The sequence below is a fragment of the Oceanirhabdus seepicola genome (assembly GCF_023684385.1).
GTDB classification, from domain to species: Bacteria; Bacillota; Clostridia; order Clostridiales; family Clostridiaceae; genus Oceanirhabdus; species Oceanirhabdus seepicola.
On sequence record NZ_JAGSOJ010000003.1, the window covers coordinates 608,238 to 634,513 of the forward strand.

Annotated in this window: 24 protein-coding genes and 2 pseudogenes; 19 read left to right on the plus strand and 7 right to left on the minus strand. The window is 30.3% G+C overall.

The window, feature by feature from the left end; genetic code table 11:
- Positions 1–568: 568 nt before the first annotated feature.
- On the plus strand, positions 569–724 hold the full coding sequence (locus tag KDK92_RS16610) for a hypothetical protein (RefSeq protein WP_250860466.1): 156 nt from the start codon (positions 569–571) through the stop codon (positions 722–724).
- Positions 725–845: 121 nt separating this feature from the next.
- Here the strand turns inward: KDK92_RS16610 and KDK92_RS16615 are convergent, their stop codons facing one another.
- From KDK92_RS16615 to KDK92_RS16625, 3 genes are all read right to left on the minus strand, one after another.
- A complete protein-coding gene (locus tag KDK92_RS16615; protein ID WP_250860467.1) occupies positions 846–2,030 on the minus strand; it encodes an MFS transporter in 1,185 nt (394 codons plus the stop codon).
- A gap of 190 nt (positions 2,031–2,220) precedes the next feature.
- Positions 2,221–3,165, minus strand: coding sequence for a sulfurtransferase (locus tag KDK92_RS16620; protein WP_250860468.1), 945 nt, complete (start codon positions 3,163–3,165; stop codon positions 2,221–2,223).
- Positions 3,166–3,776: 611 nt separating this feature from the next.
- On the minus strand, positions 3,777–4,541 hold the full coding sequence (locus tag KDK92_RS16625) for a gamma-glutamyl-gamma-aminobutyrate hydrolase family protein (protein WP_250860469.1): 765 nt from the start codon (positions 4,539–4,541) through the stop codon (positions 3,777–3,779).
- Between the two features lie 331 nt (positions 4,542–4,872).
- Here KDK92_RS16625 and KDK92_RS16630 point away from each other — a divergent pair, with 331 nt between their 5' ends.
- Positions 4,873–6,054 (plus strand): MalY/PatB family protein, encoded by a 1,182-nt coding sequence (locus KDK92_RS16630; protein WP_250860470.1) that lies wholly within the window; start codon positions 4,873–4,875, stop codon positions 6,052–6,054.
- Between the two features lie 199 nt (positions 6,055–6,253).
- Complete coding sequence (locus KDK92_RS16635; RefSeq protein ID WP_250860471.1) at positions 6,254–6,487, plus strand: hypothetical protein; 234 nt, start codon at positions 6,254–6,256, stop codon at positions 6,485–6,487.
- 1,289 nt (positions 6,488–7,776) lie between these two features.
- Here the strand turns inward: KDK92_RS16635 and KDK92_RS16640 are convergent.
- The 3 genes from KDK92_RS16640 to KDK92_RS16650 all read right to left on the minus strand — a co-directional run bounded on the left by KDK92_RS16640 (position 7,777) and on the right by KDK92_RS16650 (position 9,896).
- Complete coding sequence (locus tag KDK92_RS16640) at positions 7,777–7,971, minus strand: hypothetical protein (protein ID WP_250860472.1); 195 nt, start codon at positions 7,969–7,971, stop codon at positions 7,777–7,779.
- An 80-nt stretch (positions 7,972–8,051) separates the two neighbouring features.
- Complete coding sequence (locus KDK92_RS16645) at positions 8,052–8,300, minus strand: hypothetical protein (protein WP_250860473.1); 249 nt, start codon at positions 8,298–8,300, stop codon at positions 8,052–8,054.
- A gap of 243 nt (positions 8,301–8,543) precedes the next feature.
- The gene (locus KDK92_RS16650; RefSeq protein WP_250860474.1) at positions 8,544–9,896 is read right to left on the minus strand and encodes a pyridoxal-phosphate dependent enzyme; all 1,353 of its coding nucleotides are present in this window, start codon (positions 9,894–9,896) and stop codon (positions 8,544–8,546) included.
- A gap of 285 nt (positions 9,897–10,181) precedes the next feature.
- On the opposite strand from KDK92_RS16650, the gene KDK92_RS16655 reads away from it, so the two are divergent.
- The 5 genes from KDK92_RS16655 (at position 10,182) to KDK92_RS16675 (ending at position 14,938) form a co-directional block, all read left to right on the plus strand.
- Positions 10,182–10,808, plus strand: coding sequence for a GntR family transcriptional regulator (locus KDK92_RS16655; protein ID WP_250860475.1), 627 nt, complete (start codon positions 10,182–10,184; stop codon positions 10,806–10,808).
- 359 nt (positions 10,809–11,167) lie between these two features.
- A complete protein-coding gene (locus tag KDK92_RS16660) occupies positions 11,168–12,280 on the plus strand; it encodes a betaine/proline/choline family ABC transporter ATP-binding protein (protein WP_250860476.1) in 1,113 nt (370 codons plus the stop codon).
- Positions 12,281–12,299: 19 nt separating this feature from the next.
- The gene (locus tag KDK92_RS16665) at positions 12,300–12,956 is read left to right on the plus strand and encodes an ABC transporter permease (RefSeq protein ID WP_276576013.1); all 657 of its coding nucleotides are present in this window, start codon (positions 12,300–12,302) and stop codon (positions 12,954–12,956) included.
- A gap of 40 nt (positions 12,957–12,996) precedes the next feature.
- Complete coding sequence (locus tag KDK92_RS16670; RefSeq protein ID WP_250860552.1) at positions 12,997–13,896, plus strand: ABC transporter substrate-binding protein; 900 nt, start codon at positions 12,997–12,999, stop codon at positions 13,894–13,896.
- A gap of 802 nt (positions 13,897–14,698) precedes the next feature.
- Positions 14,699–14,938, plus strand: a complete 240-nt coding sequence (locus KDK92_RS16675) for a hypothetical protein (protein WP_250860477.1) — start codon at positions 14,699–14,701, stop codon at positions 14,936–14,938.
- 306 nt (positions 14,939–15,244) lie between these two features.
- Here KDK92_RS16675 and KDK92_RS16680 read toward each other — a convergent pair whose 3' ends face one another.
- A complete protein-coding gene (locus KDK92_RS16680) occupies positions 15,245–16,102 on the minus strand; it encodes an IS110 family transposase (RefSeq protein WP_250860478.1) in 858 nt (285 codons plus the stop codon).
- Positions 16,103–16,336: 234 nt separating this feature from the next.
- Between KDK92_RS16680 and KDK92_RS16685 the strand changes: the two genes are divergently transcribed.
- From KDK92_RS16685 to KDK92_RS16735, 11 genes and pseudogenes are all read left to right on the plus strand, one after another.
- Positions 16,337–17,821: an aminotransferase-like domain-containing protein gene (locus tag KDK92_RS16685; RefSeq protein ID WP_250860479.1), complete on the plus strand. Its 1,485-nt coding sequence runs from the start codon at positions 16,337–16,339 to the stop codon at positions 17,819–17,821.
- A gap of 99 nt (positions 17,822–17,920) precedes the next feature.
- On the plus strand, positions 17,921–18,532 hold the full coding sequence (locus tag KDK92_RS16690) for a LysE/ArgO family amino acid transporter (RefSeq protein ID WP_250860480.1): 612 nt from the start codon (positions 17,921–17,923) through the stop codon (positions 18,530–18,532).
- A 107-nt stretch (positions 18,533–18,639) separates the two neighbouring features.
- Positions 18,640–18,879, plus strand: a pseudogene (locus KDK92_RS16695) (phenylalanine--tRNA ligase beta subunit-related protein); the annotation flags it as partial.
- 146 nt (positions 18,880–19,025) lie between these two features.
- Positions 19,026–19,940, plus strand: a complete 915-nt coding sequence (locus tag KDK92_RS16700; protein WP_250860554.1) for a DMT family transporter — start codon at positions 19,026–19,028, stop codon at positions 19,938–19,940.
- 1,117 nt (positions 19,941–21,057) lie between these two features.
- Positions 21,058–21,204: a hypothetical protein gene (locus KDK92_RS16705; RefSeq protein WP_250860481.1), complete on the plus strand. Its 147-nt coding sequence runs from the start codon at positions 21,058–21,060 to the stop codon at positions 21,202–21,204.
- A gap of 21 nt (positions 21,205–21,225) precedes the next feature.
- Positions 21,226–21,783, plus strand: coding sequence for a GNAT family N-acetyltransferase (locus KDK92_RS16710; RefSeq protein WP_250860482.1), 558 nt, complete (start codon positions 21,226–21,228; stop codon positions 21,781–21,783).
- Between the two features lie 374 nt (positions 21,784–22,157).
- Positions 22,158–22,337, plus strand: a pseudogene (locus KDK92_RS16715) (IS1595 family transposase); the annotation flags it as partial.
- A gap of 245 nt (positions 22,338–22,582) precedes the next feature.
- Positions 22,583–23,035: a hypothetical protein gene (locus tag KDK92_RS16720; protein ID WP_250860483.1), complete on the plus strand. Its 453-nt coding sequence runs from the start codon at positions 22,583–22,585 to the stop codon at positions 23,033–23,035.
- 313 nt (positions 23,036–23,348) lie between these two features.
- A complete protein-coding gene (locus tag KDK92_RS16725) occupies positions 23,349–24,287 on the plus strand; it encodes a TRM11 family SAM-dependent methyltransferase (protein WP_250860484.1) in 939 nt (312 codons plus the stop codon).
- Between the two features lie 170 nt (positions 24,288–24,457).
- Positions 24,458–24,916 carry a MarR family transcriptional regulator gene (locus KDK92_RS16730; protein WP_250860485.1) on the plus strand — a complete coding sequence of 153 codons (459 nt, stop codon included), beginning with the start codon at positions 24,458–24,460 and terminating at the stop codon, positions 24,914–24,916.
- 139 nt (positions 24,917–25,055) lie between these two features.
- Positions 25,056–26,246 (plus strand): MalY/PatB family protein, encoded by a 1,191-nt coding sequence (locus KDK92_RS16735; protein WP_250860486.1) that lies wholly within the window; start codon positions 25,056–25,058, stop codon positions 26,244–26,246.
- The last annotated feature ends 30 nt before the right edge of the window (positions 26,247–26,276 follow it).

Genomic DNA, 26,276 nt, shown 5'->3' on the forward strand with positions numbered 1-26,276 from the left:
GATGGTGGAAAGAAGTATTATCAAATTGATACATAAGGAACTAAGCTAAGAGAGATTAAAGAACAACCAAGTCAAAAGATTCAGTTTGAAAGAATGTGCTTTAGAACTTATAAACTTACTGAAGAAATAATCTAATCGTTAATACATTGATTTGACGAATTAAAGATTAGTATTTAGCAAAAAGCTCATATCATAGATGTCATGGGGAGGATGACGTTTTGTACCTTCCTTGAACTATACAGTTTAAGAATTATAGGATATTGGAAGGTAAGTATTATATAGATTAAATATTAAGAAGTTTTTATGAATAGAGTTTAGAACACATTCAACAATTATTTGTGAAGGAGTAAATCCTAAAGGATGTCATTTCAAGAATATGATTATATAATAATTAGAGTTTGTAACAAATACAAAATTATTGAAAGGTGAGAGGGACATATTGATAGCTTTATATAGTGTGCAAGCCATTAAAGAAGAAAGTAAGAAAGCCAAAACAAAGCAAAATGAATACGAGACTCAATAGTTTCAAAAATGCAATTGTACGTCAATAGTAAAAGAAAGTTTTTGAGTGAAAAAAATTCTTTTTATTAAAGCGGCTAAAGGAAGGGCAATGTTATTACTGGGGGAAAAAGGTAAAGAGGTAATGGATGAATTTATAGCTAATATAAGTACCGCAATTTTCTGCTTTATGATAAAGATGTTACTCTTAATTAAGAAAAAATAACAGATTACGAGTATTTATCCTATATTTGTAGATTGATTAAATGCAGAAAGACTTAATTACCTTGCAAGTTAGGCAAGTGGTTAATAACTAATGACATTGACAGTTATTAACCGTTTACATATCAACTATGCCCATTATTTTGTCTGTCTGGTAATAACATAGTGAAAATACTTGCTAAAACAGCAGGAATCAAGCACAATGTAGTTGCAAATATTAAACCTTGGGAGTCTGCTATTCTTCCATACAATATGATTCCTAATCCTCCAATACCTCCAGCTAGGCCCATAATTAAACCTGTAGCTAAATTTAGATTTTGTGGTATTAGTTCCTGTGTGATTACAATATTTGATGTGTTTGCGCTGCTCGAACTAAATGCTATAAGTACAAACCAAATAACTACTGAGATTCCTGTATCAAACACTAGCATTACTAATGATAATGATAATACGAAATTGGATATAATAAATGTTTTTTTATAACCAAATTTATCGCTTGCATGTCCTCCAACTAAAGTACCTACTGAGTTTATAAGTAAATACAAAAACAAAACAATACTAGCACTCTTTAAATCAATATTCTTCAATGATAACAATTGCACTCCAAAACTTATAAGTACCCTTGCAATCATAATTCTCGTTGTCGCTATAAATACTAATGCAGACAACCATTTTAAAGTATAAAAATTTAATTTACCATGTTCTCCTTCTTTTTTTACTGTCTTATGCTGAAATTCAGTTTTCTGTATTTGTGCCATATACATCATACCAGCAACAATAAATCCTGGGATCATAAGATAAGCTAATTTTGCTAGACCATATTTTTGTACAATGGGTATAGTAATAATAGGTGAAACAGAAGCTGCAAATCCTCCTATTGTCATAAATATAGCTAAGCTTTTACCCCTAGAACTGTTTCCTAAGCTAACTGCTAAAGCTGAGCCTAATGGATGATATAAAGAAGAAGCTAATGCACCTAGTCCTGTAATGAATACTAGTAAATAAAAGTTAGTAACTAAGCCAGATATACTCATCAATACTGCTATCCAAACAACTGATAATATTAATAACCATGGTTTTCCACGTTCATCAACTATGTAACCTACGATGGGTTGAGCAAAAGAACCGCTGCAAGTTATTACCGCAGCAACAACAGCCTGCTCCGTCATGTTAAGTGACAAAGCCGTAGCAAACAAAAATAATATTGGAGGAACAATGGCTACATAAAAATCATTCATAAAATGTCCTACCGATACTGCTAATAATCTTGTTGATTTACTTTTTGTTTGTATTTCTACAATCTCTTCCAAAGAATTTCCTCCTCACTCATGTTTCTAATGCATATTATATACATTATTTGGTTATTAATTCCGATATCGTGGTATAATTAAACTATACTTAGAATAGTAGAAACTTTTAAAATACTTTTAAAATAACCATCAAACTTTAGTATAGATTAGCTTGATGGTTATGAGATATTTCCTATTTTATACTAATTTATTATTTGATTTCTCCTGTTTCAATGGGTAGTTCTTTATTATAACTCCACTCAACCCATGAACCATCATAATTTTTAACATTTTCATAACCTAATAATTCAGTTAATACGAATGTAGTATGCGCAGAACGTACTGCTGATTGACAGTAAGGAATGATTGTTTTATCAGTTGTAATTCCTTTTGCTTCATATATTGCCTTTAGTTCTTCTACTGTCTTAAATGTGGTATCTTGTCCTTCACCTGTATTAATTGCTTCTTTATATTCTAAATGAATACTTGTTGGGATTCTGCCTTTTCTGAAAGCACCTGGCATTAAACGCTCTCCAGTAGCTTCTTCTAATGAACGTACATCTAGTATGATTACGTTTGGATCATCTATTGCTGCCATTACATCTTCTAAAGTGGCTAATTTACTTTCATCTATATCAACTTTGAATTTGTATTCAGCAGGAGTAATTTTTGTTTTTTCAGTAGTTGTATCTAATCCAGAAGCCTTCCATCCCTGAATACCCCCATCGATTAGTGCCATTTTTTCATGACCGTACATTTCTAAAAGCCAAAATAGTCTAGCACCGTCAATACCACCTTTATTATCATAAAGTAGGATCATCGTATCATTATCTATCCCTAGACTTCCTAGGAGTGCTTCCATTTTTTCTTTTTCTGCTCTCATTCCAGCAATTTCATAGTTTGTACTTCCGTAATCGGATCTCCAAATATTAATAGAACTAGGAATATGTTCCGACATATAGTCTGGTGTTTCTCTAATATCTAAAACTGTTATTTTCCCACCTTCGTCAATCATTTTTTTTGCATCCACAGCACTTATAAGCACTTTTGTTTCCTCCTTTTGCAATTGTTTTTCTGATGCTACATCTGAATTACTGCACCCTACTGCCATTAATATTACAGCTGTAGCTAATAACAACAATGATATTTTTTTCATACATGTTTTCCACCTTTTTCATTTGAGTTTTTCTTTTCTTAGGTTATTATAAAGGCATAGAGATATTAAATAAAGTATGCACTTTGAAGTAACTAGTTACTTTAAAGTGTGTACTAGCTAAATAGTTATTTTATAAAAATGAGTGGCTTTAAACGACAAAACTACGGAAAATATTGAATGTTAGAGTAATCCATTTTCAATTTTCTTGAAAAGGCATTTAAAATTTGAAAATATCATCCTACCTCAGTTGAGACTTACTTAAACGGTAAAATATTATGGATTTGGCTCTTTGCAAGATGCCGAGAGAGGTTAGAAAAAAGAGGTAAAAGCATTGCGAAACGCATGAGGAACAGAACTGAAGAAACAATGAAAATACGATTATGGTATGATTACAATAATCGTTCATTATAAAGTATAAGAATCACACTTAATCCATGATTTAGCATGATTCTCTTAACCAATTTAAATATGAAATGCGAAAATAAATACTAAAAATATAACAAGTCAGTATACTCGTTTATTTTGCAAACTACTTCATCCTTGGAATCCACTGAGAGAACCACAATCAGGTCAACACGACCCATTATTACAAAATATACTTCGCATCTTTGTTAGGATATTCTTTTGTTCCCAAGTTGATTATTTAATACATTATTATTTGTGGCTAAGGACATGAAGAGTTGGAATATTGAGTCCGTTTCACTTGAACGGTGAAGCATTTCTGGATGCCATTGCACACCGAGGATTCTCAGACTCTCATTAAAGATGATTTCAATAACATCATCCGAAGAAATTCCGATTTCACTATTCTCCTTCAATGGAGCAGCTAAATGCTCAATACACTGATGGTGAAATGAATTTACATTTACTTTTTCACCGAGTGTTTTTAGCAAAGTGTTACCTAAAATACTTACATCATGTGCCTTTTGATGAGTTCTATTAATGTTATGCCAGTGTTTCGAATAATTATAATTATCCATATGTTGAATCAGGGTTCCACCTAATGCGACGTTTATCAATTGAAATCCTCGACAGATTCCCATAATTGGTTTTGATTTTGACATGAATTTTTGAATAAGCAGCATTTCCCAAGTATCGCGATCAATATCAAAGTCACCACATTCTTTATCAATTAGTGCATTATAAAGAGTTGGGGTGATATCGGTTCCACCTACGAGTAAAAGCATATCGAGATCATTAGAATAAAATTCAGCAAATTTCTCTAGTTGATCATAATCATTGTTTTCGTGTAGAGGGATTAAAATGGGAATTCCACCTGCTTCAATGATTTTGTCTTGATATTGTTTGTTTACGCCGTTACTGTAGAAACCAAGATTTGACACATAATTTATTGTTGTGATTCCAACTTTTTTCATTCTCAATCCTCCTTTTCAAAGTCAACGAAAGTAAAATTATGTAAATAGATAAGTTTCTAAACGATTTACTATGAACTCATTATAGTTTATAATTGTATACTTATTGAAGTATGCACTTTTTGGTAACTAGTATCATATATGATACTCAAACACGTGTAGTGGCCTGAAAAATAGGGAGATAGAGATGATATCTATATAATTGCGGTAACATTTCGGTAACTAGTTACAAAAAAGTGCATTCTTTCATTATTACATAAATGTATTATAATGAACACAAGAAAACGAATCTATTTTGTGAAGATTACAAGTCAAATAAATAGGAGGGACTTAAATGAAAAATAGTTTTGATAGATTGATAGATAGGCGTATAGTTCCAACTGAAAAATGGAGTAAGGAAAAGTTGAATGAATATTTTGGGTCTAGTGAGGTGTTACCATTGTGGGTTGCTGATATGGATTTTGAAGTATCTAATACTTTAGTCGAAGATTTAAAAGAAAGGGCAGAGCATGGTGTGTTTGGTTATGAGTATAAATCTAATCGACATCATCAGGCACTCATCGAATGGTATGAGAAACGTCATAATTGGAAAATTAACATTCACCATATTCATTATGCGCCTAGCGTGTTAACTGCAATTTCAATACTTATAGAGACATTGACCAATGAAGGAGATCAAATTATTATTCAGCCTCCTGTTTATTATCCTTTTTCAAAGATTATTAAGTCACACAACAGAAAGGTTGTGAAAAACTCGTTAAGATTAGTGGGGAAAAAGTATAGTATTGATTTTGATGATTTAGAAGAAAAAGCTAAGGATCCCAAAACAAAATTGATCTTATTATCAAATCCGCATAATCCTGTAGGTAGAGTGTGGTCAAGAGATGAATTAAGGCGGATTGGTGAAATCAGTATTAAGTATGGTTTAATGATCATATCGGATGAGATTCATGGAGATATTGTTTTTAATGGTTATAATTATACTCCGATGTCTACTGTATCAAATGAAATTATGGATAGAACAATAACTTGTTTATCTCCTGGAAAGACTTTCAATATATCCAGTTTAAGTACTGCTGCTGTAATAATTAGTAACAAGATGGTAGCTGAGAAATATCAGGACTTAATAAACAAGTATCATCTAAATCATACAAATGCTTTTTCAGCAGTTGCTTTTGAGTCCGTATATAAAAATGGTGAAGCATGGTTTAATGAGTTAATGATTTATTTAGAAGAAAACTATTACTTCTTAGAAAAATACTTTGAAATAAAACTTCCGAATGCGAAGGTGATAAAAACTGAGGGAACATATTTGGCATGGATAGATTTAAGATATTTAAATCTTGATGCTAAAGAGTTACAGCGATTTATTATTGAAGAAGCTAAATTAGCATTTGATTTTGGTCATTGGTTTGGAAGAGAAGGAGCTGGTTTTGTTAGAGTAAACATGGCTTGTCCGAGAATGATTTTGAAAAAGGCATTGAATCAACTGAAGGAGGCCATTGAAAGTAAGTAAGTACTAAAAAATGACTGAAACTAGATATGAGTTTGTATTAAGTGCAGAAGCCTAAAAGAAATATCAGATCTATTGATTAAGCATATTCCTTCTATTGAAACTATTTCAATTTAACCGCATTTCATGTGTACATGTGTAAATGCGGTTTTTTATTTTTTATGAATTTTAGAAAAGCCATTCGTTACCATTTAATTCAGGTATGAGCCATTCCCTAAATAGTAAAGATATGATGGCATTTAATACAAGTAAAAAAGAAACGTGTTCCTATAACGAATATGACACATGTGGAATGTGTAATAGGAATACAACACTAAGATACCTTGTAATCCTTGAATTCATGCACTTTACTAGCTTTTTTAACTTCAGCACAAATGGTGATGATTTTAAAAATAAAGAGCAAATTAATGGTGTTAAGGTAAGAGCGGGTATTTGATAGGGGGTTAGGGGATACGTTAATCAAAATTAATATAAAGTAGAGAAAGATCATGAAGATAGCTATTATGCCTTGAAAACTTCTTGATCTTTTTGTGTTTTATAAATTGTATGTTAGAAAGTCAGGTTGTTTTTTCATGTGCCTAATATTAGCAAAAAAATAAATAATCAATTCCATTAAGTTAAATTTCTAGGAATTGATTATTTACCAAATTCTAATTCAATCGTAAATACATTTTCTTCTATTAAAAACATTCCTTTCTTACTATTTTTCTTTTTTACTTCTAAAAATCAAATCATCTCTAAAGATTGAGAATTAAATAAAATCTTTAAATCCTTAATTCTTTTACATTTCTAATTAAATATATCTTTATTTAAAGCTTTAAAAGGTATTACTTTGAAAACACTGTTACTTGTAGATAAACTTTCTTAAAATACATTATGAATTAGAATTTGTAGAAAAGATTTATCTTTTCTTAGATATATTATAACATAAATGATTAAAAAAAACTATGCAATATTCTAAATTTTCTGAATTTTTATTCTTGCTTGTTTCCTCAGCATCATGTATTACAGAAATATAATTATACAATATCATATAAAAGGTGATGATTTTAAGAATAAAGATCAAATTAATGGTGTTAAGGTAAGAATTGGTATTTGATAGGGGATAAGGGGATACGTTAATCAAATATAATATAAAGTAGAGAAAGACTATGAAGAGAGCTATTATTATAGCTTGAAAACTTCATGGTCTTTTTGTGGTTTTATTATATTACATAAAATAGCGGTGAGATTTGATTCATTTGATGCCCATATCTTGAAAATTTATTTTATGAAAATTTGATATTTTAGAATAAATTTTCAAGATATGGGGGGGATAAGAATTTAAGATCATAAAAAATAAGAAATTATTGATAATAATATTGGTAGTAAGACTAACTGTTTAAATGATAAAAGTGAAAAAAAATAATGATAAATTAATTTGAGAGGGTTCTTTCATACCGACAGAATGTCAGTATAATTTTATGAATATCTATATACCGTTTAGTTCTATATTAGTGAAGATAATAAAGCAAAGGCACAGTGTAAAATGTAGTATAAAAGAAATGTTGAAGAGGTAGAAAAAATCTTTATAAGTGTGTTTAGATAATGATTTGAGTGATAGGAATGTATCTATTGAGAATCTTCAAAAAATACGTACACTATTTGAAAAAAGGCTTATGGAAGTGACCAAAAGTAAAGTGATTATTGATCTGATAACTCAACAAGGAAAAATCTAAAATGAAATTAATGTTTTAATTGTATTTTTCCTAAGGAAAAATCTATAAAGTTAAAACTCTCTCTAATATGATCCTCATTTTGTACTGTTATAAAATGTTCTGAAATGTATACTATTTTTCCTTTTAAAGTTTTACGAGATACCTTTGACTTTTTAATTAAAATCTCAATCGGTTGTTGTAATTTAAAATCTACTGAACTCATCTTTTGTCCTCCTTTAGATTTATTAATAATTTAATTTGTTAGCTTTTGGTTAAAAAAGAATTATATTAAAAAAGAATAATTTAATTATCATTTAAAATGTTTATAGGTAAATTTCCATCTATGTTAACTATTTTTATTTCATTTGTTTTCATCCATTTTATCTGGCCGTTTTCATCACAAACCGCAACCATTGGAATTACTCCCTCGTCAGCTTTAGGTGGTCTATTCACCCTAAAAGTTGATGGATTTGAAGTTTTGAATGCTCCAAAACCTGTTCCTATTAATATGAAATTTTTATCATTTGCTATTTGTTTAACAATTGTTAGCAATATATTCAACCCCTTTAGTAATACTGTGCTAATACAATGTATCTTAAGTTTGAATTACTTTTTTAAGATTGTAATCAAACAATTAGAACACATTTAGTATTAATAAGAAACAATTTATTTAAAATTAAAAGTTGTTTCTTATTTAATTGTAGCATATTTATTGTTAATTGTAAAATAATTTTTAAAAATTTACATAATTGGGGATATATAGAATAAAGGAGTTGAATAAAGCTCTTTAAACTTTTATTTATGAATCATTCGAATATATGATTGGTTAAATCCCATTTTTTCATATACTTTAATAGCCCTTTTATTATCTCTATCAACATGCAAAGAAAGATTCCCATCAGTTATTTCTATTGCTTTATTCAAAAGTTGTGTGGCTATACCTTTGCCACCTTTTTTTGTAGCTATATATCCTAAATGATATTTTGGAATGAAGTTTTCAAATCCTAAGTTTACAATTACTGTAAGGCCTTTTATGTCATTATTTTGATAAGCGGCTAGTATGTGACCTGTTTTCATAGCATGTTGAACAGCATCTAAAATTTCTTCTTTAGGATCTGTATACTCCATAAGCCAAGTATCTAATAAATCAACAATTTTATTAGGAGCTATATCTATATCAGTGATTTCTTCTATTTCTAAACTAATCCTACCATCATTTAAAATGATAACATGATTACCATTAATCAAATTTCCTGATTCAGCTTCTTTCATAAATCCGGCTATAGAATACCCATTATGGATAGTCATCTTAATCTTTTCAAGCTTTTTAATCTCGCTAACATACTTCTCTAATTCTTCATCTCTCACACCGGTTACTCTTCCACCTGTATCGTAAATAGCGTCTAATACACTTTTAAGCATTCTTGTTTCTGAAGTCATAACCATTCTGTTGTACTTAGAAACAGGTTCATTTTCTAAATGCTCCTTGTCTATCTCTAAATTATTTTTTTTATATTCTTCATAAATTATATTTCCATAATCAGTTGTACAACTATATAGATTAGGTATATTTTTAATCTTATCTTCCATCCACAATTTTCTGAATCCTAAATGTAATCCTGATATACCATATCCTAAACTTGTTTGAGTAAATACAGTAGAAATAGGTTCTTTAAGTTGTTGATTAATTTCATCAACAATTGTAGATAAGGCGGTCATATTAACCATCCCATTCTCAAAGCCTTGATTCGCGTTATACCATCCTTTTTCTTTAGATATTTTTTTGCTATATTCAATACAGTCTTGCTTTTTTGTTGTATCATATTCTATTTTTTTTATATTTTCTTTATTAAAAGATTTACTGTTAATCAATTTACTGTTTTTTCTAAATATAAATGCGCACTCAATATCGTAAAATTGAGATACACTAGCTATTGATTTTGCCAATTCAGTATGCCCACTTAAACATATAGTATCTTTTTTTACTGCTAATGCATCTTTTAACAACATTATGCTAAGTCTATCAATCTTGTGTCCACTTGGATTATTTCCTTCTAGTTTTAGAAATATCTTAGATATTCCTAACATTTTCTCTAACTCTTTAGCTCTTATTAAAGGGGTTTTACCTATTCGATTTTTTATGTTCATACATCACACTCCTATTTTTGCTTTTAATGATTAATATTTATAATTTATACTCAAACTTAAGTTTTATGCAAAATATATAAATATAGAAACTTAAAACAAACCTGCAAATAACAACTCATTAATTGTAAAGAAATGTTTGTTAAATTTTAATATATAAATTACCAAATGATAAGTATGAGGCAGAATTTTAATTTGTAGATAAAAAATTTTTATCATAATTTTTGATAAAAATATCTGTAATCGTGTTATAATAAAATATAATTTAATAATATGGAGGAGTAATGCATGGGCCAACGAATTGAAATCCCTAGATATATAAAAATTGCAGTAGATGTGGCGGTGCGAATACATAAAGGTAATTTACCAGAAGGTGTTAAATTGAGAGGTAGATCAATTTTAGCAAGTGAATATAATGTTTCACCAGAAACTATACGAAAATCAATGAAACTACTTGATGATACAGGTGTTGTAGAAGTATGTAAGGGAAGTGGAGTTATTGTAAAGTCAAAAGAAAAAGCCTTAGACTTTATAAATAGTTTTAAAGATAAAGAAACCCTTGGAATGATTAGAGGTAATATTAAAAGTCTACTTCAACAAAGAAAAGAAGTAGAAAGACAACTTAATGAATTGAATGAAAAAATTATAGATTATTCATATAGATTCAAAAACGCAGATTTAATCGATCCTGTACAAATTGAAATACCTGATTCATGTCATATAATAGATATGAGTATAGGTCAAAGTAAATTTTGGCACAATACAGGTTCCACAATTTTAGGTGTTAAAAGAGAGGATAAAGTCTATATTTCACCTGGTCCTTATTGGGAATTTAAAGAAAAAGACATTCTTTTAGTAGTAGGTGATGAAGGGGTTTTAGATAGAATAAAAAAGTATTTAGAAAACGATAATTAACTTAATTGATCAAAGAATAGGCTATCTTAAAAGTAAGATTATGTATGAATTTTACTTTTAAGATAGCCTATTCTTTAGTTTGACAACGTTTGACAAGGTTTGACAAGGTAAAAATCATATGTTAGGCTATATAGAGTAAGAGACAACCTGTTTTACAAAAAAAGTTGTTTGTTATAAAATTGAATTTAATGACAAAAATCGAAATAGAATTTAATAAATGAGTGCGATTTTTTAAGTAACTGCTGCTTTGAATTTACAAATTTATAAGTAGCAGTTAGTTTTTGGGGAAATTTAATCTAACTTTGAGTTAATGGTTAAATATATTCCAAGTTTATCTTATTTCAGTAAGGAGGATGTAAATGATAAAATTTGAAAATGTATCTAAAATCTATGAAGATGGATTTCAAGCTTTAAAAAATATAAATCTGCATATAAAAAAAGGTGAATTACTTGTATTAATTGGACCAAGTGGTTGTGGTAAGACAACAACTATGAAGATGATCAATAGACTTAATGATCCTACAGATGGAAAAATATATGTAAATGGTAAATTAATAAATGAACAAGATCCAGTAAAACTTAGAAGGGATATAGGTTATGTCATACAACAAATAGGACTATTTCCACATATGACTATTGCAGAAAATGTTGCATTAGTACCTAAGTTAAAAAAAGAAAATGAAGAGCAGTATAAGAATAAAGTAAATGATTTATTAAATATGGTAGGATTAGACCCTGAAATCTATAGAGATAGATATCCTGGGGAATTAAGTGGTGGGCAGCAACAAAGAATTGGAGTTATAAGAGCGCTAGCAGCAGAACCATCAATAATACTTATGGACGAGCCGTTTAGTGCATTAGATCCAATAAGTCGTGAACAATTACAAGAAGAACTTGTAAAACTACAAAAGGAAATAAATAAGACTATCGTTTTTGTTACACACGATATGGACGAGGCTCTTAAAATAGCTGATAGAATTTGTATAATGAGGGATGGAGAAATAGTTCAATTAGATGTTCCAAATAGAATATTAAGTAATCCAGCGGATGAGTTTGTTAAAAGTTTTATTGGAGAAGATAGGTTAAGCCAAGCAAAAGAATATCCAGAACTTGAAGATGTTATAGTCAAAGGGATTACAGTTAACCCTACTGATAAATTAAGTGAGTGTATACGATTACTGCATAAAAATAAAATCAATAACCTGGTAGTTGTAGATGAAGATAATAAATATTTAGGTGCAGTTGCATCGTGGGATATCTATAAAAGTCATAAAAATAATGATTGTGAAATACAGGAAATTATGAGTGATGATTCAGTAAAAATAGACATTAATCAAAGTTTTGAAGAAGTGTTGAATACTATTAGTAAAGCAGATTTTGGTTTTTTACCTGTAACTGATTCCTCAAACGAGTTAAGAGGGGTTATAACTAATGAGGTTTTAATTGGAAGCTTAGCAGATAAAATATCATAATTTGAGAAAGGAGTTTTTTATGGATTCAAATAATTTATTTAATATGTTTATAGAAACAGTAAAAGGAAGATGGCCAGATATTTTAAAGGCTTTAAGTCAACACTTGCAGTTGACATTAATTTCATTGGGGTTAGCAATATTAATCTCAGTACCTCTTGGAATATTTTTAACTAGACATAAAAGGTTTGCAGATACGGTAATAGGTATAACTGCAGTTTTTCAAACTATTCCAAGTTTAGCATTGTTAGGATTTTTAATTCCTTTCTTAGGAATTGGAACTACTCCAGCCATTGTTGCATTAACTATATATGGTTTATTACCAATATTGCGTAATACCTATACTGGAATAGTAGGGGTTGATAGTGCTCAAATAGAAGCAGGTAAGGGGATGGGAATGACTTCTCTTCAAATATTATTTATGGTTGAAATACCATCAGCATTAAACATAATAATGGCAGGTATAAGAACTGCTACAGTATTAATTATTGGAGTAACAACTTTAGCTTCCTTAGTTGGAGCTGGAGGATTAGGAGATTTGATTTTCAGAGGTATATCTTCTGTTAATTCAGGCTTAATATTAGCAGGGGCTGTTCCTGCTGCTCTATTAGCAATATTATTCGAGAATATCTTGAAGTGGTTTGAAAAAATAGTGACTCCAAAAGGACTAAAACAGTAAGTTTTTATTAGGCTATTTGAAAATAAATTTTATTAGGAAGGTGAATTGTTTGAAAAAGTTATCAATTTTATTAATTATAATGACAGTATTAATGGCCTTTATAGGCTGTGGAAAATCAGTATCAGATAAAAAAGTTATAGTAGGTGGAAAAGATTTTACGGAACAGGATATTTTAGTACACTTGGTATCAGAGTTAATTGAGAATAAAACAGACATAGAGGTAGAAAGAAAATCATACTTAGGTGGTTCTAGTATTGTAGCTAAATCTATTGAAACTGGTGATTTAGATATGTACGTAGAATATACAGGAACAGCTCTAATAAGTGTATTAGGTGAATCAGTTATTAATGATCCTGATGAGGTATATAATTTAGTTAAGAAAAGGTATTCAGATGAAAAGCAAATTGATTGGTTAAAATCATTAGGATTTAATAATACTTTTGCAATAACAATGAAGAAATCAAAAGCTGAAGAACTAGGAATAAAAACATTATCTGATCTAGCTGAGCATGCACCAAATCTTATTTTTGCTTCAACACAGGAATTTTTAGAGAGAAAAGATGGATACAAGTCAATGCAGAAAGTTTATGGAATTGAATTTAAAGAAGCTAAAGGTATGGATCCAGGTTTATGCTATGCTGCAGTAAAAGATGATAAAGCAGATGTTAATGTATCTTTTGCTACAGATGGAAGAATTCCAGCTTTTGAATTATTTATTTTAGAAGATGATAAAAGCTTCTTCCCACCATATTATGCTGCACCAATCATTAGACAGGATACTTTAGAAAAATATCCTGAATTAGAAGAAGTGATTAATTTATTAGCTGGTAAGTTAACTGATAGTGAAATGGCTAAGTTAAATGCAAGTGTAGATATAGATCATAAAGATCCTAAGACAGTTGCTAAAGAGTGGCTTAAAGCTAACGGGTTAATTGATTAAAATGAATACAACATACTTTATTTAACTTGAATAGTAAGCATAGTACATTCCCCGTAGTAATAAAAACACTACGGGGGATACTTTTTGTTCTCATATTTAAGATAAATTTAGTTACTAATGTTTTATTGAAATCATAGTAAATGATTTAAAGAGTTATTTTAAAAATATATCTGAAAATTATCAATAACCAAATGACCAAGAGCAAAGCTTATTGGTTTGAATAGGGCAAGCTTCCTATTTGTATAGCCAATAGATTGTAAAGTGTGGGAATCCACACGCCCATTTATGAAACCCTTAATATAGAGAATGGAATGTTGATATTTGTTTAATAAGATAAAAATGGTAATACATAAATGCCATGGGGAGAGTGATGTTTTGTACTCCTCTTGAATTATACAGTTTAATAATTATAGGTTATTGGAAGGTAAGTATTATATAGGTTAAATATAAAGTATGATTTTGTGAATGGAGGTTAGAATACATTCAGCAATTAGTAGCCAATTATTAAATCCTAAAGGATGTCATTTCTGAGGAGAGTTATTTTAAAGAATAATTATTGATGAAGTTCTTAATAAATATGATTTTAATTATAAAAATGTAGTAGTTGAAAGAGAAAGAAATATAGGTGCAAAACATTAGTTCAATTTGAAACAGACTTAAAATAAGAATGGGAAGAGGAAACAAGTAACTTAATAAAGCCTAATATTCTTATATTAGTGGTACTGGTGTGGAAAAAGTTATCTTATAAATATGGATTTTCTTGGAGGGTATAAAGAGCCATTCTTGACGATTAAATTCAGGTATGAGCCATTCACTAAAAGGTAAAGATGTGAAGGCATTTAATACAAGTAAAAAAGACAAAGAAATGTGTTCCTATAATGAATACGACACATGCAGAATGTGTAATAGGAATACAACGGAAAGATACCTTGTAATCCTTGAATTCACGCACTTTACGAGCTTTTTTAACTTTAGCACAAAAGGTGATAATTTTAAGAATAAAGAGCAAATTAATGGTGTTAAGGTAAGAATTGGTATTTGATAGGGGATAAGGGGATACGTTAATCAAATTTAATATAAAGTAGAGAAAGACTATGAAGAGAGCTATTATAGCTTGAAAACTTCATGGTCTTTTTGTGTTTTATAAATTGTATTTTTAAAGTAGATGTTGATTATTATATATTGATGTTGATAAAAAATATAGGTATATTGGAATGTTTATGCGGGTTTAAAAGGAATATTTGGAATTTTGTAGAATACTACAATGGAAGATAGACCGGTTTATTTGTTTGATGAATTGGCTGCTGATCAAAATCCAGCATTTGGAAAATTCTTTTATCAAACTCTTTTACCTGAAATGAAACAGGCAGGGAAGATAGTTCTTGTTATTAGCCATGATTGGAGAATCTAATTCATCAATAATTAGTTTGATTTGCTTATCAAGTTCAGAAATTTCATTTTGAACTGATTGAATTAAACGAATAGTTTGTTGAAGTTCAAAAGATACTGCACGATTACTGGAGCCTATAGAACTGGAAGCTAGCGCTTTTAAGGTAATTGCTTTTTCTTTTCCATATTTACCTTTTGAGGCTTTCTTCAAAAGATTAGTCAGCTTTGTAAGATGGCATTTTTTAATTTCTTCAGGCGTTGGATATTCTAGAAACAGCATATAAGAAGAATTTTGATGAATAGACCAAACTAAGCTAGGCAACTCAGGAAATGTAATGTCAATAAGACTTGTAAGAGATAATTTAAGTTTAGAGCGATATCCAATCATACGGTAACGGTGTCTTGCTAGTGACTTTAGCTCCTGAATCTGGTATGATACTGGTGAATAGGATTTTGATTCATCAGTAAAGAGCATAGTCGCAATAACCTTAGCATCGGTTTTATCTGTTTTTGTTTTCCTAAGAGTATGGGACTTACGGAAAAGATTAGTAGCTAATGGGTTTAGGATTTTAATACAAAACCCTTTGGAATGCAGATAGTTTGTGATATTAGTGCTGTAATGACCTGTTGATTCGAGTCCTATTTTTACGTTATTCAGATTTTTATCAGAAAGAAAAGAAATGATTCTAGAGTAAAGCATTTCAAATCCATCCAAAGAATTTGTAATACGTAAAGAATGGCAAAGAATTACACCATCAGAATCAACAATATAACAGTCGTGTTTGGTTTTGGCAACATCAATGCCAATAAAAAGCATATAAATCAGCTCCTTATATTTTAGTACGCTATGATTATCCACGAACTCTATGTCGAATGTATCCTTGCTATATATAAAACGTCATGCGTTATCTAACTAATTAACAATTAAACATAGAGCTGTGGTTAGATTCTCAAATAAATAGTCTTGCTGCATAGGGCAGCGTGCTATAGGTGTAATTACTAATCCACAGCGTCTAGATATGATTATATAGAAAAATAATCAGAAAGGAAAATGTATAATGAATTTCCCTATGTTTTCATTATACAAGGTGTAAACATGATAATAAACTGGAAACCCAATAGAGATTCAGATAAATCTCTTTACGATCAAATATACAACTACATAATAAATCAGATATCAAATGGTGACTGGTACATTGATTCAAGACTCCCTTCAGAAAGAAAACTTGCTGAAGCTATGGAAGTAAATCGTAGCACAATAAGTAACGTATTGGATGAATTAAAATCTGAAGGAGTACTTATATCTAGAGGAAGCAAGGGTACTTTTGTAGCAAACAACACTTGGTCAATCTTAGCTTCGACATCACAGCCTAACTGGAAAAAGTATCTTGACCAGGGTATTCATAAACCAAATCAAACTACAATACAAATGATAAACAAATACGAGTTTGAAGATGGTATGATCAGACTTGGTACAGGAGAAATATCTACAGACTTGTTTCCTACTGAATATGTAAATGAAATAATGTCAAATATAACCTTAAACTCGCTTAATTACGAAGAACCCCTTGGTTACAAGCCACTAAGGGAAGCAATATGTAAGTATTTGAGCAAGTTTGATATTGAGTTGAAACCTGAGCAGGTACTGATAGTATCCGGTTCATTACAGGCTCTGAGTCTTATTTCAATTGGTTTACTGCAACCAGGATCGACAGTATTTGTAGAAAAACCTTCCTATCTGAAATCACTCCATATCTTCCAGTCTGCAGGCATGAAGTTGAAGGAAATCTTGATGGATGAAGATGGTATTGACTTAAATGATTTAAGAAAGAAACTAAATAAATCCGGGACCAATATGTTATATACAATCCCTACTTTTCACAATCCTACAGGAATTGTTATGAACGAATCAAAACGCAAACAATTGATGGAAATAATTAAAGAATTTCAGTTACCTGTTATAGAAGATGATGCATATGCAGACTTGTGGTTTTCAAAGGCTCCACCAAAACCACTTAAATCAATGGATGATTCTGGGAGTGTCTTATACACAGGAACTCTATCAAAATCATTTTCTCCCGGTCTTAGAATTGGTTGGATAGCTGGTTCAGAGTCTGTCATTGAGAGGCTTGGTGATATAAAAATGCAAACTGATTATGGTTCGAGCTCTATATCTCAATTGATTGCATTTGAATGGTTTGACAAAGGATACCATGAGAGATATCAGATTGGTTTGAAATCATCATTGAAATCCAAATGTAAACTAGTTTTGGAGCTGTTGTCAACTCATTTTAGTGACATCGCCAAATGGCAGAAACCCAATGGGGGATTTTATATATGGGTCACATTAAAGAAAGATATTAACATGTTTAAACTTTTTGAAGATGCTCTAAAATCAAAACTTCTTATAAATCCAGGATATATCTACGACTTCAACGAAAACAACTCAATAAGACTCTCTATAGCATACGCAACTGGATCAGAGCTTGAATATGGAATAAGAAAATTATCTGAAATAATAAGAAAATATTACTGAGCCATCTTTAAGAAGTTAAATCTTGGATGGGTGAGAATTTTATAGCTTGGATGGTTTCTAGATTGATCAATTCTGTTATATTAAATAAGAGGTGATTAAATGAGTACATTTATACAAGGATGGCTTCTAGGAATAGCATATGTCGCACCTATAGGGATGCAAAATATGTATCTGATAAATACAGCTATAGAAAAAAGCAGAGCAAGAGCACTGCAAGTAGCACTTATAATGATTTTTTTTGATATTACATTAGCATTAGCTTGTTTTATGGGTATTGGTTTAGTATTCGAACATGTTGCAATTTTAAGAGTCATAGTCATGGGAATCGGTAGTATAGCTGTCATGTATATTGGTTATTCACTGATTGTTGCTAAGCCAAGCATGGAATCAAACAATGATTTTGAAAAACCTATTATGCAAATAATAGTATCCTGTTTTGTGGTTACTTGGTTGAATCCACAAGCTATAATAGATGGAACACTTTTACTCGGTGGTTTCAGAGCAACACTTGAAAATGCCAATGCTTCACTTTTCATATTTGGAGTTGCGATAGCTTCAACAATGTGGTTTTTAAGTATATCCACTCTTGTTTCGAAGTTCAAAAATGTATTTAATATAAAAATACTAAAAACTATAAATGTATTATGTGGTTCGATACTGGTTTTCTTCGGACTAAAACTTGGCTTATCATTTATCGGGACTTTTCTTTAAGGAGACTAAAATGAAAAAATAATCATTGATGATAAGATATTTGAAACCTTTCCAGAAACACATATAGGTATAATTACCATCAAAGGATTTGACAACTCTTTGAGAACAAAATCCCATCAATCAATCCACTTGTTGATTTATACAATTCCATATCACTTAAACACGTATTCCCTTGTGGTGGTGAGGATCTTGACGAAACAAAAGGTGATATCATACTTACCTTTGCAGAAGGAAATGAAGAATTCAGACAAATCGGTTCAGATGTAAATGAACCACCCGAAATGAACGAAGATGTATACTTACACTTCGAGACTAGAAGCAAAGCGAATCTTCCTTTTGAATATTGACTTCCTAGATATAACACATTAGAATTGTTTAAATGGAATTTTGGGTATCTTAGGGTTTGGCTGGATAAAAAAGCGTTGTTTTGGATGGGTACAAGCTGTAGTAGTTTTGATATTGTAAATCATATACTAGTGAAAGGGTGATAAGGATGCGTTTAAATTATAGTAAGAAGCAATATTTAGCAGACATAAGTCTTGTTGTGTTTGCAATTTTACAAGGTGCTGCTTTCGTTGTAGGTAAAGATGCGTTGGATTCAATAACCCCAATGTTTCTGTTGGCTTATCGATTTGGGATTGCAGCACTTTTCTTGTATGGATTCCTCTTTAAGTGGATTGGAAAATTAACCAAGGAAGATGTTGTTAAAGGAGTGATTGTTGGGACTGTACTTTTTTCTGCTTTTACTGCACAAACATATGGTTTGTTATTTACAACCGCTTCGAAGCAAGGATTTTTATTAGCTACATATGTTGTGATGGTACCGTTTCTATACTGGTTTGTTCATAAGAAACGTCCTCAATTAAAAGTTTTTGTAGGGAGTGTAATCACTATTATTGCAATTTATTTGATCTCTTTGCAAGGCTCATTATCTTTAGAGTTGGGTGATGCTCTATCACTTCTCGGTGCTTTCTTATTCGGTGTACATATTTTATCCATTGAGTATTTTACGAAACATATGAATGTGTTCAAATTAGCCTTTGTGCAGATTATAGTAGCATTGGTATGGTCGCTGCTTACTGCTTTTATAACGGAGCCAATTCCGGTTATAATGAGCGGTAGAGTTTGGTATTCGCTATTGTTTTTGGGAATATTCTCAACCTTTGTTTGTTTTACAATTCAAACTGTTGCTCAAAAATACACATCATCTACTCATGCGTCTATTATCATGTCCATGGAATCTGTGTTTGCTGCAATTCTTGGTGTAATGTTACTAGGGGAGATTATGACGAGAAATATAATAATAGGATGCTGTTTGATATTCATTGCTGTTCTCGTTATTGAATTGGATATTAAACCATTTGGAATTCGAAAATCTGAAGATGCATCTATAAAGGATGTTGATTAGTAGATTTAAAGGACTTAGTATAACATACAATAAACTCGCGTATTAATGGATTGATTGAAAATCTAACTTGTGTTTATTGCTTATTTTTTTTGATGTAGTCACTCAAGATAATCATCCTCATTGATAGAATTGTGGATTTAATATTGAACAAAGTACAAGGCAAGAATTGTGAGATAAGATATTTTTCTAGTCGAATCTTTAAAGACTACTCTACCCATGTGGAATGTGTAATAGGAATACAACGCAAAGATACCTTGTAATCCTTGAATTCATGCACTTTACGAGCTTTTTTAACTTTAGCACAAAAGGTGATGATTTTAAGAATAAAGAGCAAATTAATGGTATTAAGGTAAGAGTTGGTATTTGCTAGGGGTAAGGGGATACGTTTTTTAGAATTTAATATTAGTTAGATAAAGACCATGGAGAGAGCATTAGCTGTAACACTTCGTGGTATTTTTGTATTTTGTAACTTGTATGATTTGAAATTGAGGTTGTTTTTCGTGTGCCTAATATTAGCAAAAAAATAAATAATCAATTCCTTTAAGTTTAATTTCGAGGAATTGATTATTTACCAAATTCTAATTTAATCATAAATACATTTTCTTCCATTAAAAACATTCCCTTCTTACTAATTTTACTTTTTTACTTCTAAAAATCAAATCATCTCTAAAGATTGAGAATTAAATAAATCTTTAAATCCTTAATTCTTTTTACATTTCTAATTAAATATATCTTTATTTAAAGCTTTAAAAGGTATTACTTTGACAACACTGTTACTTGTAGATTAACTTTTTTAAAATTGATTATGAATTAGAATTTGTAGAAAAGATTTATCTTTTCTTAAATTAATTATATCATAAAAGATTTAAAAAATCTATGCAATATTCTAAATTTTCTGAATTTTTATTCTTGATTGTTTCTTCAGCATTAAATAACGAAGTTAAAGTTATAGAATATTTGATAGATTTGATTGTTACAGTTGGATCAAATTAAAATGAGTCGTCATAAAATTTTTTTTGCGCTTTTTCTATTCCGAAAAATGTTTGAGGTTGCTACAGTCATAAAACTCATGTTAAAATTTGTATAATTAACAGCAAATTTTTGGGGGAACAGTTTTATGAGAATAGTAAAAATGGATAAAACATATCATGAAGAAGTTTTGAAGTTTTTTGGACAAGACGTTGAAAAATATTATTTTATTATATCTGACTTGCTCAAAAATGATTATTGTAAAGATAATTTTAAATTATATGGAGAATATTAAAATAATGAATTAAAGTCCATTATGCTAAATAATTTTAATAATCTAACTTATTATTGTAAAGAAGATAGAAGCATTCATGTATATGAAAATATTATAAAAGATTTAAACTTTCATAAGATATCAGGGCCTAGTCACCTGGTTGATAAGCTTATTCCATTTGTAGATGTGAAAAGTGATACTTTATCTTACATGGGGTATGTTAGCAAGTTAATTTTAAAGAGGCAATACAATGAATTGCCATTAGAATTCATTGAAACAGAGGAAGAATTTAGTTTGCAATATGATTTGCTTATGTCTACTGAAGAATACCATGGGGTTTTGCCAATAAAAAAAAATTATATACTTCAGCAAGCCTCTAATATTAAATCTCAATCTAGAACTGCTTATCTTCTGGTGGACGATAAAATGGTATCTTCGGCTGCAACTGTGGCAGAACATGACAGAAGTGCTATAGTTGTTGGGGTGGTTACAAATCCAAGCTATAGAGAAAAAGGCTATGGAAGTGAAGTACTTATTGGATTATTTGAAAGCTTGGTGAACCCTCCCACCAGTTGCTCACGCAGAACTGGGGGCTTCTAGTATCATGTACTAGAATTTTTCCTGTTTCCTAGAACATCGCCATATAGGGCTTATGCGTTCTCCGCAGGCTTGACTTTCCCTAGGACCTAGGGTAGTTACCGTTTTGCGGTATTCTAAGTTGCCTTAGGTATTTTACGTGATGGAGGCTAAGCTTGGTTTTCGCTATATTCGGATACCCATCACAACCTTATATATCTAGTTATCAAAGAACATTTATACTTATAGTATATACATTTTTTGATGATTTTACACTTGTAAGCTATAGTATCTTCAGAAGGATATCTAACCCTTCTGAAAATAATATTATCCATCACCCACTTATAGAAGATGGGTGACTTCCATACAATTACGATTAAAAATTGGATATTATATTCAAATGTATGATAAATGGTTATTCCATAAGAAAATGTGCCGAGATAGTGGAGATTAGTGTACCTACATCTTTTTATTGGAGACATAAGTTTTTAGACGCTATCAGAGCGTATATGGGTATTGGGAATGTTGGTGGAGTTATCGAAGTTGACGAAGTGTTTTTCAGAGAATCTTTTAAAGGAAATCATAAGAAAAGCACTAATTTTATAATGCACGGGAACCTTATAAACGTGGAGTTAAAGGCAGTAAGAATAGAATTAGTCCAGTCACATACTTCTCATTCTGATACAAAGTTAAAGGATTTTAAAATTAGGGAAGCAATTTATATTTAATTATGTTAAATATTTGAATAATCCTATTGCTATGTTATATAATTGAATAACGACACAAAATTATTTTATTATGATACTGTTACAAATTTTATGGGGTGGTTAAGTTGAGAAAAACAGCCAGTATTCTGATTGTGATAATCCTATTAATAGTTACAGGTTGCTCAAACAAAGAAGTTATCAAGCACAATTATACTTATAAAGGAGAAAATGAACTTTGGACTGTTGAATATAAAGTGAATGGTACAGTCACATTTACTGAAAAGAATGGTAAGACTGAATGCGAAAGTAATTCTAATAAAATATTGACAGTAAACTATAAGAAAGACCTATCTGAATTATCTTCAGTAAAACATTTAGAAATATCTTACGAAAGTAGTGCTGGAGGTGGTAAATCAAATCTTGATTTTAATGATAATCCTCCAAATGAAAAAACATATACACTTAAATCAGGTGGTACAGGAGCAATAGAGAATAAAGATGAAATAATAAAAGTTAATATAACCATTGATGGAAAGGCACAAACAATTGAGTTAAAGAATGTTCAATGATTTTTGTTTATTTCTTTTATTTGTGTAATAATATTCTTTAAATGCGAATTAAGGGAAGTCGTTTTCGGCTTCCCTTAAAAAATTGTGATATTATCAACACTATTATGGCGTGAGGAATGGCAAGTTCTCTTATGAATTCCAAGGGATTTACGATGTTCATAGGTTAAAGATAATTTATAAGTTTCTATATCAATAAACTAATATTTGAAATTTATACCAATGTTCTGTACAATTGAATAAGGATATAATGGTAACATATTGTGAAGTGACCGTTAATTGTGTTATAAAATGAAAGAAAGATGGAGGTTTACTAATGAAACTCAATCAATATATTTATAATGTCAATTATCAAGATTATGAAGAAGATCTTTGTGCCCTTGAGATAAGATCGCTTTTTAACTGTCAATTGGAAGGCAAAGTCTTTTTCTCAAGTAAAGAATTTGATCCTTCTATTAGCCCTTTTTTGAAAACGAGGCTAGAGATTATTTATAAGACTTCAACTTTTTCCGAAATAATTGAGTTGATAAAAAAAGACAAAGTAACGGCACAGGACTTTGTAGTTAAATACTTAGAGTTGTTCAGTGGAGATCCATATAATAAGAAAAGGAGAGAGCTTTGCAAGGAGATAGGTCTTATTGTTCAAGGATTTCCTTCCTTTACCTCTCCTAAAACTACTTTTGGAATCTCTTTTTATAAAGGGAGCTGGTATTTTGGGATTTTAGTTGCAAATAATTCTAAATGGAAAGCTCACAACACGAAACCTTACTCCTATTCTAGCTCTATTGGAATAAATATAGCGAAAGTGCTTCTTAATATCGCAGGGAATGGGAATTTTTCAAAAAGATTAGTAGACCCCTGTTGTGGTGTTGGAACGGTTCTCTTAGAAGGATTTTTTGCTGGTTATGATATAAAAGGATGGGAGATTGTGAGCAAGGTTGCAGAAAATGCACGATTAAATCTACTTCACTTTAACTATCTACCTAAAGTTACTACGGGTGATATCAAAGATATTAGTGAAAGCTTTGATGCTTCAATTATAGATCTTCCATATGGAATTTACTGTCACACAACTGAAGATGATCAGGTAAAAATCATTAAAAATGCTAAAAGAATCTCAAAAAAATTAGTGTTAGTTTCTTCTGAGGACATTACTTATGATATTTTAAGAGAAAAACTTAAAATAACTGATTGTTGTAAAATAAGTAAAAATAAAAATGGGAGTTTTTTTAGGCATATCTGGGTATGTGAATAGCAAGGCGCACAAAAGAGGCAGATAATGACCTCCAGGGCGTATAGCCTGTATGAAAGAACAATTCAATATAATAGAAAAAGACTGTGAAGAGAGATATGGCTGAAGCAGGGTAGCTATTGTAATTAAAAATATGTATAATAATTAAAAGGTCATAAAGTATGGGAGGAAATATGGACAGATATGATGAGTTTTCGAAATTAATGGACGTATTATTTGAGGGATCTAGAGTTATAAATAAATATCAGAGCAAGCCTCGTACTTACGGATCAAATATGAAATTATATATGGCAGAAATGCACTTATTGGCAATAATTAAAGAAAAAGAAGGGTTAACAGTGACTGAACTTGCTGAGTATGCAAATATAACGAAAAGTGCTATTACCCAGACAACTAATAAATTAGAGGAAAAAGAGCTTATAAAGAAAATCAGAAATGAAATATACCATAAAGAAATTAATCTATATACTACAAATAAAGGTAAAAATGCCTGTGAATATCATAGTAAGCTTGATCGTAAAAACTATTTAAATGTTATGAATAAGATGGATGATTTTACTGTTGAAGAGTTTCATAGATTTGCGCAGTTGTATAGTATTGTTATAGATGATATAAAGAAAAATATAAAATAAAACAGATAATTCTAATTATTTAGATAGTTATTTGCAAAACGTCAATTAAGGTGCTAAACTGAAAAAGAAATTATTTAGTAGAGCGTCTTTTTTTTTAGCGTTCGATTAAGCAGCTTAATTGATAAAAGGAGTGGTTAGAATGTCAAACAATTTTGACGAAAAAATTGATCGTAGGGGAACAAATTCAGTCAAATGGGAATTTATATCAGTAGGAGATCCAGAATGTAGAGATGAAATGTTACCTTTATCTATCGCAGACATGGATTTCGCTTGTGCACCTGAAATTTTAGAAGGTTTAAAAAAACGTGTAGATAGAAAAATATTTGGATATAGTCTTTCCAATACAGAAGTATATTTGAATTCAGTTACATCATGGTTTCAGAGACGATTTGATTGGAAGATTGATGCAACTCAAATTGTCACTGCACCGGGTGTTGTTCCAGCATTAGCTGTTTTAATTAAAATACTGACGGAAAAAGGCGAGGGTGTTATTATTCAAAATCCTGTATATTATCCATTTTCAGCAGTAATCAAAGAAAATGAGCGTGTATTAGTTAATAATGCGTTGATTAACAATAATGGAAAATATGAAATAGATTTTAAAGATTTTGAGAGAAAGGCAAAAGATCCAAATAACAAAGTATTCATCTTGTGCAGTCCACATAATCCAGTTGGTCGTGTATGGACTGAAGATGAATTGAATAGAATTTTAGATATTTGTATTGTAAATGATGTATATGTTATATCTGATGAAATTCATTGTGATCTTATAAGAAAAAATGTAGTCCATACCCCACTTGCAAAGCTTTGCAATGATAAGAGAATTATAACATGCACAGCAGCAAGTAAATCCTTTAATCTTGCTGGTCTTCAACATTCAAATATAATATTTAATGACCCAAATTTAAAAGAAAGATGGGATCAAGAGCTTATTGGAAGATGTGGTATGTTTGGTGCAAGTATATTTGGAATCGTTGCAACACAGACAGCTTACGATAAATGTGAGTATTGGATAGAAGATTTGAATGATTATGTTACTAGTAATCTTGAATATGTAGATGAATTTATCAAAGAAAATATGCCCAAGGCAACATACCATGTTCCAGAAGGAACCTACTTCGCGTGGATTGACTTAAGAGAATACAACTTGTCTGCAGAAGAACTAGAAAACTTAATGGTTTATGATGCAAAACTCGCATTGGACGAAGGTTATATCTTCGGTGAAGAAGGTCGAGGATTTGAACGAATTAATGTAGCTTGTCCAATAGAAGTTTTAAAAGATTGTATGTTTAGAATGAGCGGTGCAATTAATTCCATTATACTACGCTAGTCAGTAAAGTTACTGATAAAATTGATGCAA